The organism is Streptomyces sp. NPDC048461 (genome assembly GCF_055587105.1).
Genome location: NZ_JBVJGW010000010.1, coordinates 66,801 through 83,077, shown reverse-complemented (window position 1 = coordinate 83,077; position 16,277 = coordinate 66,801). Strand labels below are relative to the sequence as shown.

Annotated in this window: 11 protein-coding genes; 6 read left to right on the top strand and 5 right to left on the bottom strand. The window is 72.4% G+C overall.

Translation table 11 applies throughout. The features are described from left to right. Nucleotides 1-46: 46 nt before the first annotated feature. On the bottom strand, nt 47-901 hold the full coding sequence (locus ACZ6S8_RS19020; RefSeq protein ID WP_469457141.1) for a MerR family transcriptional regulator: 855 nt from the start codon (nt 899-901) through the stop codon (nt 47-49). A 338-nt stretch (nt 902-1,239) separates the two neighbouring features. Here ACZ6S8_RS19020 and ACZ6S8_RS19015 point away from each other — a divergent pair, with 338 nt between their 5' ends. Together ACZ6S8_RS19015 and ACZ6S8_RS19010 are read left to right on the top strand one after the other, a co-directional pair. Further along, entirely contained in the window at nt 1,240-4,050 is a 2,811-nt protein-coding gene (locus ACZ6S8_RS19015; RefSeq protein WP_469457139.1) for an AAA family ATPase, read from the top strand. Beyond that, nucleotides 3,957-4,232: a response regulator transcription factor gene (locus ACZ6S8_RS19010; RefSeq protein WP_469457137.1), complete on the top strand. Its 276-nt coding sequence runs from the start codon at nt 3,957-3,959 to the stop codon at nt 4,230-4,232. Before ACZ6S8_RS19015 ends, ACZ6S8_RS19010 begins: the two co-directional genes overlap by 94 nt. Before the next feature lie 57 nt (nt 4,233-4,289). Here the strand turns inward: ACZ6S8_RS19010 and ACZ6S8_RS19005 are convergent, their stop codons facing one another. Together ACZ6S8_RS19005 and ACZ6S8_RS19000 are read right to left on the bottom strand one after the other, a co-directional pair. Next, nucleotides 4,290-5,774 carry a Fic family protein gene (locus tag ACZ6S8_RS19005; protein WP_469457135.1) on the bottom strand — a complete coding sequence of 495 codons (1,485 nt, stop codon included), beginning with the start codon at nt 5,772-5,774 and terminating at the stop codon, nt 4,290-4,292. Continuing rightward, complete coding sequence (locus ACZ6S8_RS19000) at nt 5,774-6,532, bottom strand: DUF6426 family protein (RefSeq protein WP_469457133.1); 759 nt, start codon at nt 6,530-6,532, stop codon at nt 5,774-5,776. The genes ACZ6S8_RS19005 and ACZ6S8_RS19000 overlap by 1 nt, the downstream gene beginning before the upstream one ends. A gap of 301 nt (nt 6,533-6,833) precedes the next feature. Between ACZ6S8_RS19000 and ACZ6S8_RS18995 the strand changes: the two genes are divergently transcribed. Then, nucleotides 6,834-7,688 carry a class I SAM-dependent methyltransferase gene (locus ACZ6S8_RS18995; RefSeq protein WP_469457132.1) on the top strand — a complete coding sequence of 285 codons (855 nt, stop codon included), beginning with the start codon at nt 6,834-6,836 and terminating at the stop codon, nt 7,686-7,688. A 95-nt stretch (nt 7,689-7,783) separates the two neighbouring features. On the opposite strand, the gene ACZ6S8_RS18990 is transcribed toward ACZ6S8_RS18995, so the two are convergent. Continuing rightward, nucleotides 7,784-8,329, bottom strand: a complete 546-nt coding sequence (locus ACZ6S8_RS18990) for an MOSC domain-containing protein (RefSeq protein WP_469457130.1) — start codon at nt 8,327-8,329, stop codon at nt 7,784-7,786. Between the two features lie 442 nt (nt 8,330-8,771). Here ACZ6S8_RS18990 and ACZ6S8_RS18985 point away from each other — a divergent pair, with 442 nt between their 5' ends. After that, nucleotides 8,772-9,353, top strand: coding sequence for a YdeI/OmpD-associated family protein (locus ACZ6S8_RS18985; protein WP_469457128.1), 582 nt, complete (start codon nt 8,772-8,774; stop codon nt 9,351-9,353). A 429-nt stretch (nt 9,354-9,782) separates the two neighbouring features. Here the strand turns inward: ACZ6S8_RS18985 and ACZ6S8_RS18980 are convergent, their stop codons facing one another. After that, nucleotides 9,783-11,114, bottom strand: a complete 1,332-nt coding sequence (locus ACZ6S8_RS18980) for an MFS transporter (RefSeq protein WP_469457127.1) — start codon at nt 11,112-11,114, stop codon at nt 9,783-9,785. 854 nt (nt 11,115-11,968) lie between these two features. Between ACZ6S8_RS18980 and ACZ6S8_RS18975 the strand changes: the two genes are divergently transcribed. Next, on the top strand, nt 11,969-13,372 hold the full coding sequence (locus tag ACZ6S8_RS18975; RefSeq protein ID WP_469457125.1) for a DUF7507 domain-containing protein: 1,404 nt from the start codon (nt 11,969-11,971) through the stop codon (nt 13,370-13,372). Between the two features lie 637 nt (nt 13,373-14,009). After that, nucleotides 14,010-16,250, top strand: coding sequence for a catalase (locus ACZ6S8_RS18970; protein WP_469457123.1), 2,241 nt, complete (start codon nt 14,010-14,012; stop codon nt 16,248-16,250). Nucleotides 16,251-16,277 lie beyond the last annotated feature (27 nt).

Here is a 16,277-nt window from a genome sequence, read left to right as displayed (position 1 = left end):
GCGGCGAGGGGCGGCTGACGGGTCCGTCCGTGCCTGCCGTGGGCGATCATCTGTCGTCGTCCGGGGTGTCCTGGCCGTCCTGGGCGAGGAGTTCTGCCGTGAGTTCCATGCATCGCATCCGGGCGGGAGAGAAGTCGTAGGGCATCTTGGTGACGGCTTCGAAGGCGCTGATCCGGGAGACCTCCTCGCCCGTCAGGTCGGCGTCGTACCTCTCGAAGAGCTTCTCCTCGGCCGCGTCCACCCCGTCCGCCTCGATGGCCTCCACCAGAGCGCTGTGGTGAGCGCAGTGCTGTGCGGCCAGCTCTTCGACACGCGGGTCATGGGGATCGACGCTGTCGTCGAGGGCCGCGTCGGCCGCCTCGAGGCGGTCCGCGTCGGCCCGCAGGTCGGGGTGGGTGGCCAGCACGATGAACACGCTGGCCTGGACTGCGGCTCCCAGCGGCCCGAAGACCCGTTCCGTCACCAGCAGGGCATCCAGGTCGGAGGGGCGCAAGGTGCCCGGAGGCAGGTGGCTGAACCGGTCCGTCACCAGTGGGGAGAGCAGACCCAGCGGGCTGCCCACGGTCCGCAAGCGCTGGACTGCCGCGCGCTGACGCTTGATGTCGGCCTCCTGAGCGGCCAGGGTCTCCTCCAGCCGGCCCAGGGTCTCCTCGAGGTCCCGGGCTCCGTCGAAGGCGGCTCGCATGTCGTCCAGACTGATTCCGGCTTCCGCCATCTTGCGGACCCACAGCAGACGGATCATGTCGTCATAGCCGTAGCGGCGGCGACCGTCACCGCCCCGCTCGGGCTCCGGCAGCAGACCGATCTGGTGGTAATGGCGGATGGCGCGCGGGGTGGTCCCGGCGAAGGCGGCGGCATCACCGATCTTGACCCGGCGTGGTGACGTGACGGAGGGGTACATCGCAGAGGGAGCCTTTCGTGCGGGTGGTGCCTTGACGACACCACATGCCGCTACGGCAGGTGCAACTCGCATCTCGCATCTCGTCACCGCCGAGAGCCACGTCTCTGGGAGGGCGACGAGGGCGGCACACCCTGACAACCGGATCCGGAGCGCAGGACTCCGGCGCTGACGAGCCGCTGTCAGTGCGGCGGGCTACTTTTGGATCAAAGCCAGGAGCGGGGGAGACGGTCCGGGACTGACGTGCGGCCCCGCCATGCCCTGGCCCGGGACGTGCGGTGGCCGCAAGGGGGAGGGGCGGGGTGTTCGTTGTGTCGTCACCGATGACGGATGGTCCACCGGTGGGACGCGAGGCGCAGAGCGCGCGACTCGCGCAGGTCCTGGACGGGTTGGAGCGCGGCCGGGGGGCCGTGGTCGAGATCAGCGGTGAACCGGGTTCCGGCAAGACGCAGTTGGCCTGCCATCTGGCGGAGCAGGCGGTGGCGCGCGGGTTCCCGGTGACCTGGGCCCGCGCGCCCCGCTCGGGCGAGGGCGCGTTCCGGGTCTTCCGCGACGCCGCGGGGCGGCCGGGGGCCGCCGAGGCATCCGGCCCGGCCGCCTGGTGCGAGCGCATCCGGCAGCGCGCCGCCGGCGGCGTGTTGCTCATCGACGAGCTGCACCGGGCCGATCCGTCCTCGCTGGACCTGGCGCTCCGGCTGATCCGCCCCTTACCCTCCTCCGCTCCCACCCCCTCGTCGCTCCCCGCCTTCGTGCTGGTACTGGCGCACCGGCCACGGCAGAGCCCCCCCGGCCCTGCTGGAGGCGCTCGACCTCGGTGTACGGACGGACGGGATCGTCCGGTTGGAGGCCGGCCCGCTGGACGTGGCAGCGGTGGCGGCCCTGCTCGACCGCTGGCGCGGCCGGTCCCGGCAGCGGCGTACGCGGCCGTAGCGCCGGACGCGGCCATGCCCCCCGCGTACGCGGTGCCTCCGGCCTACGCGGCCCCGGACGGCACGGACGCCTCCGCGGCGGCCCTGCACGCCGCGTCGAACGGACTTCCCGGGTACCTGCGGCTGCTGGTCGCGGCCGGCTTCGACGCCGCGCTGTGGCCCGACCGGGCGGGCGGCGACGAGGCCCGGCTGCTGCGTGAGGCGGCGCCGCTGCTCGCCGAGCTCGGCGAGCTGAGCGGACCGGCCCGGGCCGTCGTGCGGGCGGCGGCCGTGCTGGGCGGGACGTTCCGGCCGGCGGACGCCGCCCGGATCGCCGGACTCGGCGCGCGGCAGGGCCTGGAGGCGTGCGCAGAGCTGGTCCGCGCGGACCTGGTGCGTCCGGCGGGCCACGGCCAGCGGCTGGCGTTCCGCCACCCGGTCGTCGGACAGGTCGCCCACGCCGACTGCGAACTGCCCTTCCTGCTGCACGCCCACCGGCTGGCTCTGCAGATCGCCGCCGAACAGGGCGCCCCGGCCGTGGAGCGGGCCCGGCACGCCGAGCACCTGGTGCACACCGACGGAGCCGCCGCAGCCCGCGTCCTCGCCGACGGGGCCGCGGAAACCGTCACCCGGGCACCAGCGGTCGCGGCCCGCTGGCTGCGGCTCGCCCTGGACGCGCTGCCCGCCCGTGGCAGGGAGGGCGAGGAGCGGGTGGCCTGGGAAATCGCGCACTGCCGGGCGCTCATCGCCTCCGGCCGCCTCCGGGAGGCCCGCGCCCTTGCCCACGCCCTGCTGGCCGAGGGCGTCCCCCGGCACACCGGCCGCACCGGCGGCGGGAGCCCGCGGCTGACGCCCCGGCTCCTGCTGCGGGCCTACGCCGTCTGCGCCGACGCGGAGCGGCTGCTGTGCCGGTACGAGGAGGCGGAGGCCATCGCCCGTACCGGGATGGCACTGCTGCCCCGGCCGCTGCCCGCCGTGCTGTCCCCCGAGGCCACCGAGCTGATCTACGAGTACGGGCTGGTGCACGTCCTGCGCGGCACCCACGACCGGATCCGGCCCCTGCTGCGGGAGGCGGCCCGGGCGCGGACCGAGGCCGGACCCTCCGCCGCGGCGGCCCTGGGCGTCCTCATCGCCTTCTGCGACGTCTTCTCCGGTGACATCGCGCGGGGAGCACCCGAAGTGGCCCGCTGCGCCGCGCTGGTCGACGCCTTGCCCGACGGGGTGGCCGGCCACACCCCGGACGTCCTCGCCCTGCTCGGCTGTGCGGAGCTGTACCTGGAGCGGTTCCCGGACGCCCGCCGTCACCTCCAGCGGGGTCTGGACGCCGCGACCGGCGGGGCGCAGAAGCACATCCGTGCCCACCAGCTGCTGGGCCTGACCATGATCGATCAGTGGGCCGGCCGGCTCGACGACGCGGAGCGCCGGGCCGCCGAGGCGGAGGAACTGGCTCGCGCGGTCGGCGCGCCCGACGTGGTGGCACTGGCGACGGCGATGCGCGCCATGACGCTGGTCTGGGCCCGGGGACGGCGGTACGCCGGGGAGGCGGCCGCGCTCGCGGCGCGGGCGGTGGACACCGCCACGCTGGGCCGGGGCTGGTGGGCCACCTCCGCGATCAGCCTGCTGGCGCATGCGCAGCTGCTGGGCGGGGACGCCACCGGCTGCATGCGGACGCTGCTGGACGGCGGAGGCGGTGAAGGTCTGCCGCAGCTGCAGGCCGCCTTCCGGCCCTCGCTCCTCGCCCTGATGGCGACCGCCGCGCTGACCGCCGGGGCCGCCGGGCCCGCCGGGGCCGCCGAGCGGCTGCTCGCCGAAGCGGAGGCGGACGCCGGTCGGCTCGGTCTGCCCCTGCAGTGGGCCTGCGTCCACCGGGCCGGCGCCCAATTGCTGTCGGCGCGCGGGGGAGCACGCCGGGGCACTGGAAGGGTTCGAGCGGGCCGCAGAGGGATTCCGCGCCCGAGGCCTGCCCGTGCAGTACGCGTGGACGCTCATCGCCGGGGCACCGGTCACCGCGGAGGTACGCGGCCCGGCCGCCGCGCTGGAGGTCCTGGCGCGAGCCGAAGCCGTGGCCCGGCCCTGCGGGGCGACCCTGGCCCTGGAGGAAGCGGAACGCGTGCGCAGCCGGCTCTCCGCACCGACCCGGCCGGCCCGGGGTGCCGGCCCGGGGTGCCGGTCCGAGTGCGGGCTCCCGGGCCGCAGTCCTCCCGGGCACCGACCCCCGGTCAGAGGACCTCCGATCGGCGCTGAGCGCGCGCGAACGGGAGGTCGCCGAGCTGGCGGCCGCAGGACTGCGCTCCCGGCAGATCGCCGAACGCCTCTTCCTCAGCCACCGTACCGTCGACTCCCATCTGGGCAGCGCCTACCGCAAGTTGGGCGTCTCCTCGCGCACCGCCCTGGCCCGGGCGATCGGCCCGCTCACCCCCGACTAGTCGGTGGTACTGCAGCGGCGGTTCTATGACCCGGCGGTGTCGTTCCAGCGGGGATCCTCACTCCACTGCGTGTTGCGGTCGTCCACGGTCTTCATGGCCGAGGCGGCCGCTTCCCGAGTCGGGTAGGGGCCGAGGCGGTCGGGCCCGGGTTCCTCCGCGACCGCATGCGTGTGCGTGTCGAAGTACCACTGGCCTGCGCCGGTTGCGTTGTCGTTGCTCATGTCCATCCTGATGCTCGGCATGTGCGCACCCAAACCCGACGACGGCTCCGGGCAGCTCCGCGCGGCCGGAGCGTGGCCACAGGCGGGCGGGAGCGGCGTGCGTGTCCACCGCCCCGGTTTCCGCCGAGGTGCCGGGCCCCGCGCACGAAGCAAGGTGACCATGTCCCTGGGAGCTTGACCAAAGGCCGGCACTCCGACGTTGACCCGTCTCCACTCCAGAGGTGACATGTCCGGTCCGCGCCGCCGGTTCAGGACTCCGGGGTCCAGGGCTCGTCGAGGACCGCCAGGGAAGGGGGGTGCACCAGCGCGCCGGGGAGCCGGGGTGGGGGAGGAGGATGCCCTTCGCCGTCAGCCGGGCGAGGACCGGCTCCGGGGGATACGGGACGCGGTCGCGCAGCCAGCCGGCGGAGACGGCGGGCGAGGAGCGCAGGTGGGCAAGGACGGCCGCGGCGGCCGGGTCGTCGGTGAGGTGTCCGGCGGCATCGGTGAGCAGGGCGCCGTACCGGGTGATGGTGGTGGTGCGGTGTCGGGCGGTCTCCGTCACGGCACGGGCGAAGAGGGAGCCCCACTCCGTCCACCGGCCTTCGGAGGCGGCGACGAGGGCCTCGTCGTGGGCGCGGCGGTGGGCGTGGACCCAGCCGTCCAGGTCCAGCAACAGCCCGGGCAGCAGCCGCGCCGCCAACAGGTCGCACTGGGCGAGGAGGCGCGCGGTCCGGCCGTTGGCGTCGGCGAAGGGGTGGACGGTCAGCAGCCGCGCCATGGAGAGGGCGGCCGCGTCCAGGGCGGGGGCGGTGGTGCGTACGGCCCAGCGGTACCAGCGTTCCACGTGGCCCCGGAGTTCCCGGCCCGGTGCCACCTCGATCGCGAAGACCTGGCCGTCGGCCCAGGTGACTCTGGCCGTGGACCGGCGCAGGCCGCAGGGGCCGGGGATGCTGGGATCGCCGGCGACGACCAGCGTGTGCAGCTCGCTCAGGGCGTCCGGGGCGAAGCAGGGCCTGCGGTCGGGACGTTCCGCGATCTCCGCGCGGGTGGAGGCGGCGGCCAGCAGCCCGGCCCCGGCCCGCCGTTCGGCGGCGGCCGCGATCCGGGCGGTCACCAGCCCGTCGGGGATGCGGGCCAGATGCCGGGTGTGCACGGCCGTACGGAACCGGGGCCGGTGGAAGAGGTCCGGATCGCCCAGGAGCCGCCCGGCGGTGTCGGCGAGTTCGCCCAGCGCGCCGGTCGCCTCGTCCCGTTCCGCCGGGGGGATCGCCTCCGCGTCCAGTGGCGGTACGACGGGGGCGACCTGTCGTACCGCCGCGCCCCGGGGGCGCGGATCCATCAGCACCACCGGCTGGTGACCTTCCCGGTGGGCCGCACCACGTCCACGTACTCGGTGGTGGTGTACCCCAGCCAGTTCGTGGAGGTGACGGAGTACGTGAAGGTCTGGTACTCGACGAACAGCGCCCAGGACTGACCCGGTGCGAGGAGGACGTCGACGGAGTACGACTGCTCGATCTGGGTGTTGAGCTGCGCGCCGAGCGAAGAGGACAGCACCGTGGCCGCGTTGGCCGAGATGTTGGCGCTGACCTGGTAGGAAATCTGGTACTTGACGGTCCGGTTGACCCGTACGGGCATCGAGTTGGCGTTGCGGTGGCAGTCGGTCGGCACCTCGGTCTTGGCACCGGCCTGGACCGGGCCCGCGCCGTTGGCCGGCGCACCGCTGCCCCAGCCCCACGACATCGGCGGCATTGCCGGGTCCATCGGAGTGGGCGGCCGGGTGGCGGTGCCGTCGACGACGACCCGGGGCAGCGTGCCGTCGACCGGCTGGCCGACGACGCCGTTGAACATGTCGATGTCGCCCCACGACCCCCCGGTGCCACCGCCGTCCCCTCCGCCACCCCAGCCACCGTCACCGGGGTCACCGCCGGGGAAACCGCCCGGGTCCTCGTCCGGCCAGGGGTTCTCCTCCTCCTCGTGGTCGCAGCTGGTCTGGGTGTCCTCGCAGGCGTAGGCGGTGTACGAGGCGGTCACCGCCGGTACGGCGGTGAGCACGGTCGCGCCGAGGGTGGCGGCGACCAGCGTCTGGCGGAGCTTCACGGGTCCTCCGGTTGGGAACGGTTCGGGTGGGCGGCCCACATTCTGTCCGGCGGGCGGACCCGGCCACGTCCGTAGAAACACGCAAGTCGGTACGCAAACTGGACTGTCGGTCGGCTCGGCCGCGGGGGAGACGGATCGCCGATGACCGCGCCGAGGCCGATGGAGTACTGGATCATGGCTTCCTGCGAAGTCGACGGCGTGCTGCCGCCGACGGGGGCGATGGCGCAGAAGGCCACGATGGAGCCTTGCAAAGCCGCGGCCTCGACACGCACGGCACCCGAAGAGAACGACGGAGGACCCTGTGAACGAGACCGATTTGATGGCGAAGGCGCCCACGATCGCGGCCGCCATGGCAGTCGGGGCCCTGAGCCCCGGCATTCAGCTGCCCCAGACCCGATATCGGGCCGCACTCGTCTCCACCTGGGACATCCCGGCCGGAGCGTCGGTACTGGAGGTCGGCTGCGGGCAGGGCGACATGACGGCCGTCCTTGCCGAGGCCGTCGGCCCATGGGGCCGGGTGGTCGCCGTCGACATCGCGGATCCGTCGTACGGCGCCCCCGTCACCCTGGGGCAGTCGGCGGAGCACCTCACAGCGACGCCGCTGGGCTCGCGCATCGACTTCCGCTTCGGCCTGGACCTCCTCGACGAGGCGGTCACCTTTCCCGACGGCGGTTTCGACTACGTGGTCCTCGCCCACTGCTCCTGGTACTTCGCCTCCCTGGACCCGCTGCGGAAGACCCTCGCCCGGGTACGCAGCTGGGCACGCAACCTGTGCTTCGCCGAGTGGGACCTCGTACCCCGCTCGTCAGACCAGCTGCCCCACCTCCTGGCTGTTCTTATCCAGGGTCAGGTGGAGGCGAGCGGGTCCCGGGGCGAAGGCAACATACGCACGCCGTTCTCGCAGGAAACCCTGCTCCGGATTCTCCCGGAGACAGGTTGGCACCCAGTTCCGGGACAGGCCGCGGACACGACCGCCCTACGGGACGGCGACTGGGAGGTGGACGCGTGCGCGATGCTGCTCGACGACGCCGACCGGATGGCCGAGCTGCCGAAGACGGTACGGGACCTGGTACTGAGCCAGGCGGATGTGCTCCGGGCCCTGGCGAAGGAGCGCGGTAACGCGCCGTTGCCGGCCTACTCGCTGACCGCCCGCTGAGCGCACCGTAACGACGGAACACCATGGAGCCCCGCACCTGCGCGGCCTGATCGTCGCCGTCCTCACCGTCACCCAGGCACGCCGGTGACCTCGGCCTAGACGCGTTCCAGCGGGCGGTGAGGGGGCGGCGGGGGCTCGACCTGAACGGCATCGTCGGGGTGGACGGTCCCTCCACGGCGGACCACAGCCATGACGCCACACTTGAACGTGAACTCGCCGGACAAGGGGTCCATGGCGAAGACCTCGCCCAGCAGGCCCTTGCGGAAGTCGTTGATCTTCGAGCACGGGTTGCGCAGTCCGGTCACCTCAAGCACCGCCTGCTCCCCGAGGTGGAGCAGGGCGCCGGTGGGCAGGCCCAACAGGTCCACCCCGCGCGTGGTGATGTTCTCGCCGAGCTGGCCCGCCGAGACCCTGAAGCCTTTGAGCGCGAGTTCGTCGAAGAGTTCCTCGTGCATCAGGTGGACCTGGCGCAGGTTGGGCAGGGTCGGCTCGTAGGTCATGCGGAACTGGTGGCGGATCGTCTCACCTGCGTGAACATCTCCTTCCACTCCGAGCCCCGTGAGCAGCCTGATGGAATCGCGGTTGGGCTTGCTGAACGAGTACTCCCTGTTGCGGCTCACCGCGGTCACCTGACCTGGCATCACGCCCTCCAACCGTCGTCGGTCTTCGGCCGGTCGATCATAGAGGTGGTGCAAGCAGCCTTGTGAAAGGGCGTGCAGTGGGCCTCCAGCAAGACGGTTCAGGGCCGCCGGTGCCAGTGCTGTGCTTCGAGGTCGAGGAGAAGTCGCGGATGAGCGCCGGGCCCGCGCGGGCAGCGTCCGGTGCCGGAACTCGCGGCGACCCACGAGGCGTAGGGGACGGCGCCCGTCGGGGCCCGCCTGCTCGTTGCCGAGTTGGCGTGCTGCGGTGATGCGGCGGCGGGCGGTGCGGGTGCTCATTCGGCCGCGGGTGGTGGGGTGGGCTGCGTTCGGCGGGGTGTGGGGGTCGGCCAGACTCCCGGCCCGGCGGAGGCCGTGCAATTCGGCGGCGTCGGGGGCCGAAACAGGTCAGAATCTGTCCTATACGGCCTCTAGTCTGCGGTTTATGGAGAAATACAAGGACGGCGTCGAGATTCTTGTCCCCGCGAGCCCGGCCGAGTTGGAGACATGGCTCGAGGAGCATCACGGGGAGCGGACCGTGCTCTGGGTGAAGATCGCCAAGAAACATACCGGCATCCCGTCGCTCACCTGGGAGGAGATGGTTGACACGGTGCTCTGCTTCGGCTGGATCGACGGTGTGCGGCACGGCTTCGACGACAGGTACTTCCTCCAGCGCACGACACCCCGCCGCCCCCGGTCGCCCTGGTCGCAGGTGAACGTCGACAAGGCCGAGGCGCTGATCGCCGAGGGACGGATGCGCCCCCGCGGCCTCGCCGAGGTCGAGGCGGCGCGGGCGGACGGTCGCTGGGCGACGGCATACGCCTCGCAGAAGAACGCCACCGCACCGCCGGATCTCGTCGAGGCGCTCGACGTGAACCCGGCGGCGCGGGCGTTCTACGAGACGCTCGGCAAGTCCGACCGGTTCGCCCTGTATCTCAGCCTGGTATCCGCCCGCACCGAGAAGACCCGCCTGGCCCGCCTGGAGCGGATGGTGGCGGCGATGGCGAGGTCCGAGCGGCCGTCATGATCAACCTGGGGGTCCAGCGGGCCCAACACCCGCCCAGAAGGGCCCTCGGCGAATAGCGCACCCGCGCCCGCGGCCGGATTCACCGCAGCAGCGAGTCTGGGTTCTGCGATGGCCGTGATGGCCGACCGGCCGGTGAGGCCCGCCGGGCTCCAGCAAGCCGGGGCCGACCTCGGCACACTCCTGCCGCAGCTGGGCCCCATCACCACCGGAGAGCCCACCAGGCCGTCGCCGCGAACATCGCGCGTACGAAGGCGGAGGGCGCCGACCGCTGGGTCGACCTCCTCGTACGAAGATGCGGGAGGGCTTGGTGCGCGACGCGATCCTCCCCTCCCACGGGAGCGCGCCGCTCGGCTTTGACCTCTCCAGAGGGAAGCGCGGCTGCCGCCCCGCGGGGTGTCCTCCCCCCTCCCCCCGTGCGGTACGGACCGGCTACCCGGTTGTCCGTGAGACCCCCCGCGTCTCGTCGACCGGCAGGGGAAGCGCCCAGACGGGGCTGACGCGGCGCTTCTGGGGTCGGGGGCGCCGGTGGCGGCCAAGGCGACGGCGCGGGCCGAGGCTGTGGCGAGCGAGGGTGAGTACGGTCAGCGCGGTCGCGGCGCCGGCGGTGGGGAGGGCGGCGAGCACGTCGGGGCGTGCCGCGAGAGCCGCGGCGAGTGCGGTTCCGGCGGCCTGGCCGGTGCCGACGGACAGGATCAGCCAGGCGTACGCCTCGGTGGTGCGGGAGGCAGGGGCGAGAGCATCCACGGTGTGGAAGCCGTTGGTGATGATCAAGGTGAAGAACAGCCCCGGGATCACCGTGAGGGCGATGGCCGTCCGGGGACCGGGCTGGGCCAGCAGGGGCACCCAGCCGAGGAGGAACAGGGTGCTGGTGGTGAGGAGGTGGAGGGTGGTCGTGCCGGGCCATGCCCGGCGGGCGTAGATCAGGCTGCCCAGGAAGCTGCCGGTGGAGAACGCGGCGGGAAGCAGTCCGCAGAGCATGGCTGACCCGTGGGTGTCGGCCATGCCCGCGGCCCACACGTTCATCGCTCCGAACGCGAACCCCGTACCCGCCAGCGCGGTGAGCAGCACGATCAGGCCGGCGCTCATCAGCCGTACGCGTTCGGTCGCCCCGGCGGCGGGACGCCAGGTCTGCGACGGTGCGGAGCTCAGGACGACCGCCGTGCCCAGGACTCCGAGGGCCGCGGTCGCGGTCAGAGCGGTGTCCGGCCCGTGCGCGGTGGCCAGCCACGCGGCGAGCAGGGGGCCGGTGATGTAGAGGAGGCCCTGCGATCCGGTGTCCAGGGCCTGGACGACTCGGCGCCGCCCGAGGTCGGGCAGGACCGTTGGCCACAGCGCCCGAAGTCCCGCCTCCAGCGGCGGTGTGACCAGACCTGCGAACCCCACCAGCGCGGCCACCGCCGCGGGGTGGCCGCCCGCCCCGATCAAGGGGAGCGCGGCCAGGCAGCCGGCGTTGAGCAGCACCGCCGGCGCCGACACGCGGGCCTGGCCGCAGCGGTCCATCAGCCTGCCCTTGACCGGCTGGGACAGCCCGGACGCCAGCCCGTACAGCGCGGCGAGCAGTCCGGCGAAGGGAATCGACCCTCCGCCATCGGTGATCCACAGGACGAGTCCCACGGGAACCATGCTGTTGGGCAGGCGTCCGGTCAGGGTGCCGCAGAGCAGGCGGGCAACGTGTCGGCTGCCCAGTACGGCGCCGTATGTGGCGGACGACCGGGCGGTGGTCGGGTGATCGGCCAGGGTCAACAGGGCGTGGCTTTCCATCGGAGGGCATGCGGGGCGGGGGCAGGGCCGGGGGCCTCGGCGTCGAGGAGGCGGTGATGGCCGAAGGTGCTGTCGATCTGGGGGAGTAGGGGATTTGTGCAGGTGGTGTACGCCGAGAGCGACCGCAGGCGGACGGCGACCTCGGGGCAGGCGCAGGTGTCAGCGCGGTTGCGCAGGTGGGGCAGAGGCAGAGGTGGGGGGAACCCGGAGCGGGAACATAACCCGAGAGGACTTGCGCACCGCAGAATTTGTGATCTTCCGACAACCGTGGAGTCGCCCCAGTGGCGGCGACCAGGGCGCGGACGGCATCCGGGAACGTGAGGGGTGGGGGCGGCCGCGCCGAGCCCTCGGTCGCTCCGGCTCGTCGTGCGGGCCCGATATCGGCGCCCCTTGACGATCAGCTCGGACCTGAACGAGCTGACACCGTCGGGGAGGTCGCTCACCGTGACCGGGTGCGGCAGCTTGGCCTCCCGTTCGTGTGCCACGGCCCGGTGGGCAGGGGCGAGTTGCCGCTGGAGACGTCAATTCCGTGACGAACGATTCACCCTGACTGGGGATTGATGCAGGCAGTGCAGCAGAGCATTTCGGTCACGACGGGGTGGGCGGAAGAAAGCCGGGTGGCATGTGGGGTGGGGGCGGCGCGCGTGCGGCGTCGTGTGTGGCCGCGTGGCGGGTGTAGTTCCGGGACCGATCTCGTAAACCTGCCGTGCGGGATTGACCGGACCTGTCCGCTCGTCACTTTACGTGTTCATTCGCATGCGATGTCCTCACGGAGTGTTCCCGCTCCGCCGCGGCGCGCAGAAGTGTGCGCCTGTCAGCGGTGCATTCAGCAGCGTCGACTCAAGGGAAGAACCATGGCCACACCTTCTGTTGCTCCGCTCCGGGTCGCCCTGGCCAACGGCAGCTTCGAGGATCCCCCCGTTGCCGGTGTGGAGATCCTGCCGGACGCCTCACAGACGCAGGCGCCCAAGCGGGTGCCGGGCTGGCTCACCACCGCCTCCGACCACAAGATCGAACTGTGGCACTCGGGCTTCCAGGGAGTGCCGGCGGCCGAGGGCGCCCAGTTCGCCGAGCTCAACGCGAACGAGGTGTCCACCCTCTACCAGGACCTGCCGACCACTCCCGGTACGAAGCTGTACTGGCGGCTGTACCACCGTGGCCGCCAGGGGGACGACACCATGGCGCTGGACATCGGGGCGCCGGGTTCCACGTCGGAGCAGAGGCGCTTCACCGACGGCAACACCGCCTGGGGCTACTACACCGGCACCTACACCGTCCCGGCAGGGCAAACGCTGACGCGCTTCGCCTTCCGCTCCATCTCCGCCGCCGGCGGAAACCGCGGCATCGGCAACTTCCTGGACGGCATCTTCTTCGGGACCGCTGCCCACGTGGTGCTCGACAAGACGGCGATTCCCGCGGGGCCGCTGGAGGTGGGGGACGTCGTCACCTACCGCATCACCGTGAAGAACGAGGGCGGCGGCGGGGCCGACAACCTCATCCTGGCCGACGTCATCCCGCAGGGCACGACGTACCTGCCCGGCTCGCTGCGCATCGTCGACGGCCCGAACTCGGGAGCGAAGAGCGACGCGCAGGGTGACGACCAGGCGTCCTACGACGCCGTGGCGAACAAGGTCGTCTTCCATCTCGGCCACGGGGCGTCCGGGTCACAGGGAGGCAGCCTGCCCAACACCGGCACCCTGCCCGCGGGAACCACGGTGGAGTACCGCGTCATCATCGACCGGGCCAGCGGGGGCGGGCAGATCAGCAACACCGCGACCGCGTCCTACGAGAACCGGCTCGGCGACACGCCGGAGACGCTGACGGCCACGTCCAACGAGCAGATCACCCAGGTCAAGCCCGCTGCCGACCTGACCGTCACCAAGGCGGCCGACACCACCACCGTCGCCGTCGGGCAGACGGTGACCTACCGCATCACCGTGCACAACACCGGCCCGAACGATGCCACCGGCGTCACCGTCGCGGACCGGCTGCCGGACAGCCTCTCGTTCCTGTCCGCCGGTGCCACGCCCGGGAGCTACGACCCGGCCCGCGGGCAGTGGACCGTGGGCGATCTGGCCGTCGGCGCCACCGCCACCCTCGTACTGCGGGCCAAGGCCACCGAGACCGGCCCGATCAGCAACACCGCCACCGTCACCGGCAACGAAAGGGACCCGGACACCTCCAACAACACCGACGTCGTCAGCGTCTGTGTCGAACCGGCCTCCTCCTGCTGCGACCCCTGCGCCTCCCGGCAGTAGCTCCCGGCCGATCGTCCGGCAACGCCCTCGCGGCAGGTCTCGGAACCGGGCCGGCGGAGTGCGCCGGGAGCCCGGTCGAGGTCCAAGGGCTGCTGTCGTGAGGCCGGGGCCCATGGCGGCGACGAGAGGGGGGCAGCGCCTGCGTTGCCCCCCATCTCGTGCACGGAAGGCGGGTGTTGCAACCTGCTGGTTTCCGGCCGGCTCCGGGACGCGCTCAGCTCCGCCACGCTCCGACGCGGCCGGACTCCCAGCGGGGGTCCGGCCGTCGTGCCGGTTCGCCCGTTCCGGCGCGTGGTGCCCGAGACGCCTCGCTGCCTCAGGAATCCGCGCATTCCGACGCCCCCGGCCCGTGGCTCAGGCGGGCTGCCCCGGCGTTCCGCCGCTTCCATGCGTCGGCCTTCGCCCGGTGAAATCGACGTGCGGATTTGGGGCCTTTTCTCCCTGATGGGAGCTTTTTTACCTGTGGGTGGGTTCTTCCCTCTGTAGCGGGTAGGCGGCGAACGCGGCACCCGGCCCGTTCGGTACGCCGGGCAGACGCCATGGCCCCGCCCCGCGACGCCGTGTGACAGCGGGAGCCCGCCTGAGCCCCGAGCTCTGCGGTCATGACCGAGACGTACGCAGACCCCGAGGAGAGATCATGAGCGCAGCACACGACCACGCCACCCCCGGCGCAGACGGAGGCGGGCTGCCGGGCAGGCCCGGGCCGGTGCCGCCGCCCGTGGCCGAGCCGATGCAACCCGCGGAGCCCCTGCCGCCGAAGGCGGACCAGGAGGGGCCGGAGACCGTGAGCCCCACCGGGCAGGCCACCGGAGCCGAGCAGACGCGCAGGGCGCAGAGCGGCGCCTACCTCACCACCTCTCAGGGCGTACGGCTTCCCGACAGCGACCACTCGCTGAAGGCCGGGGCCCGCGGACCGGTGCTGCTGCAGGACCATCACCTGCGCGAGAAGATCATGCACTTCGACCACGAGCGGATCCCGGAGCGGGTGGTGCACGCCCGCGGTGCGGCCGCGCACGGCGTCTTCCAGGGCTACGGCACCGCCGGCGAGGTCTCCAAGGCCGCGTTCCTGGCGAAGGGCGTCGAGACGCCGGTGTTCGTGCGGTTCTCCACAGTCCTCGGCTCGCGGGGCTCGGCGGACACGGTGCGCGACACCCGCGGGTTCGCGACGAAGTTCTACACCGACGAGGGCACCTTCGACCTGGTCGGCAACAACATCCCGGTGTTCTTCATCCAGGACGCGATCAAGTTCCCCGACGTCATCCACGCCGGCAAGCCGCACCCCGACCGGGAGATCCCGCAGGCCCAGAGCGCGCACGACACGTTCTGGGACTTCGTGTCCCTGCACACCGAGGCCACCCACCACACCCTGTGGAACATGTCCGACCGCGGCATCCCGCGGTCCTTCCGGATGATGGAGGGCTTCGGCGTCCACACGTTCCGCCTCGTCAACGCGGCAGACGAGAGCGTGCTGGTGAAGTTCCACTGGAAGCCGAAGCTGGGCGTGCACTCCCTGGTGTGGGAGGAGGCCCAGCTGATCAATGGCATGGACCCCGACTTCCACCGCCGGGACCTTGCCGACGCCATCGAATCGGGTGCGTTCCCGCAGTGGGAGCTGGGCATCCAGGTCTTCCCCGACACTCCGGAGCAGACGTTCGAGGGCATCGACCTCCTGGACCCGACCAAGATCGTTCCGGAGGAGCTGGCACCCGTCCAGCCCATCGGGCTGATGACCCTGAACGCCAACCCGACCAACTACTTCGCGGAGACCGAGCAGGTGGCCTTCCACCCCGGCCACCTCGTCCCCGGCATCGACGTGACCGACGACCCGTTGCTCGCGGGCCGGCTCTTCTCCTACCTCGACACCCAGATCAGCCGGCTCGGCGGCCCCAACTTCGGCCAGATCCCCATCAACCGGCCGCACGCCCCCGTCAACGACATGCTCCGCGACGGCATGCACCAGACCGCCGTGCACACCGGAGTGGCCCCGTACCGGCCCAACAGCCTCGACGGCGGCTGCCCCTTCCTCGCCGGCGCCGACATGAGCGCGTTCATCGAGACGCCCGTGGAGGTCCCCGCGGCCGGCAAGGTCCGCGAGGCCCCTGCCTCGTTCTCCGACCACTTCAGCCAGCCCCGCCTGTTCTGGCTGAGCATGACGCCGGTCGAGCGCGAGCACATCATCGCCGCGTACACCTTCGAGCTGAACAAGTGCTACGAGCAGGCCGTCAAGGAACGCACCCTGAAGGTCCTGGCGAACATCGATCCGCAGCTGTGCGAAGAAGTCGCCACCGGTCTCGGACTTCCCGCGCCCGCCGCCACCGTGCCGCTGGACACCCCCGACCCCAGCCCCGCCCTCTCCCAGACGGGAGGCACCTGGCCCACGGACGGCCGCGTCGTCGGCATCATCGCCGACGCGGCCGCCGACCTGGACGGCGTACGGAGCACGCGACGGGCCGTCCTGGACTCCGGAATGGTCCCCCTCGTCATCGCCCCGACCGGCGGGACCCTCGGTCCCGACGCCGACCCGATCACGGTGCAGCGGACCTTCGCCACCGCCCGATCCGTCGAGTTCGACGCCCTCCTGCTCGCCGGGGCGCCCCGGGCCGGCGCAGACGCCTACGGCGCCCGGGACGCCAAGGCCGGCACGGTCCGGCCCCCCGCGGCCCCCGATCCGCGCGTCCTGCTCCTGCTCACGGAGGCGTTCCGCCACGGCAAGGCCATCGGCGGATGGAACGGCGCGGAGCAACTCCTCGAAATCAGCGGCATCACCGCCGACGAACCCGGCGTCACCCTCGGCGACAGCAGTGCGACAGCCGTGCAGGCGATCACGGCAGCCCTGGGCGGACACCGTGCCTGGGACAGGTTCCCGCCCGCCCTCTGACCGGCCCCGAACCGCCTCGACCGCGCC

What these genes read in the sequence shown, in the direction of transcription:
- ACZ6S8_RS18980 (WP_469457127.1), bottom strand. Translation starts at nt 11,114, where the DNA reads ATGGAAAGCCACGCCCTGTTGACCCTGGCCGATCACCCGACCACCGCC.
- ACZ6S8_RS19020 (WP_469457141.1), bottom strand. Translation starts at nt 901, where the DNA reads ATGTACCCCTCCGTCACGTCACCACGCCGGGTCAAGATCGGTGATGCC.
- ACZ6S8_RS18970 (WP_469457123.1), top strand. Translation starts at nt 14,010, where the DNA reads ATGAGCGCAGCACACGACCACGCCACCCCCGGCGCAGACGGAGGCGGG.
- ACZ6S8_RS18990 (WP_469457130.1), bottom strand. Translation starts at nt 8,329, where the DNA reads ATGCCAGGTCAGGTGACCGCGGTGAGCCGCAACAGGGAGTACTCGTTC.
- ACZ6S8_RS19005 (WP_469457135.1), bottom strand. Translation starts at nt 5,774, where the DNA reads ATGGATCCGCGCCCCCGGGGCGCGGCGGTACGACAGGTCGCCCCCGTC.
- ACZ6S8_RS18985 (WP_469457128.1), top strand. Translation starts at nt 8,772, where the DNA reads ATGGAGAAATACAAGGACGGCGTCGAGATTCTTGTCCCCGCGAGCCCG.
- ACZ6S8_RS18975 (WP_469457125.1), top strand. Translation starts at nt 11,969, where the DNA reads ATGGCCACACCTTCTGTTGCTCCGCTCCGGGTCGCCCTGGCCAACGGC.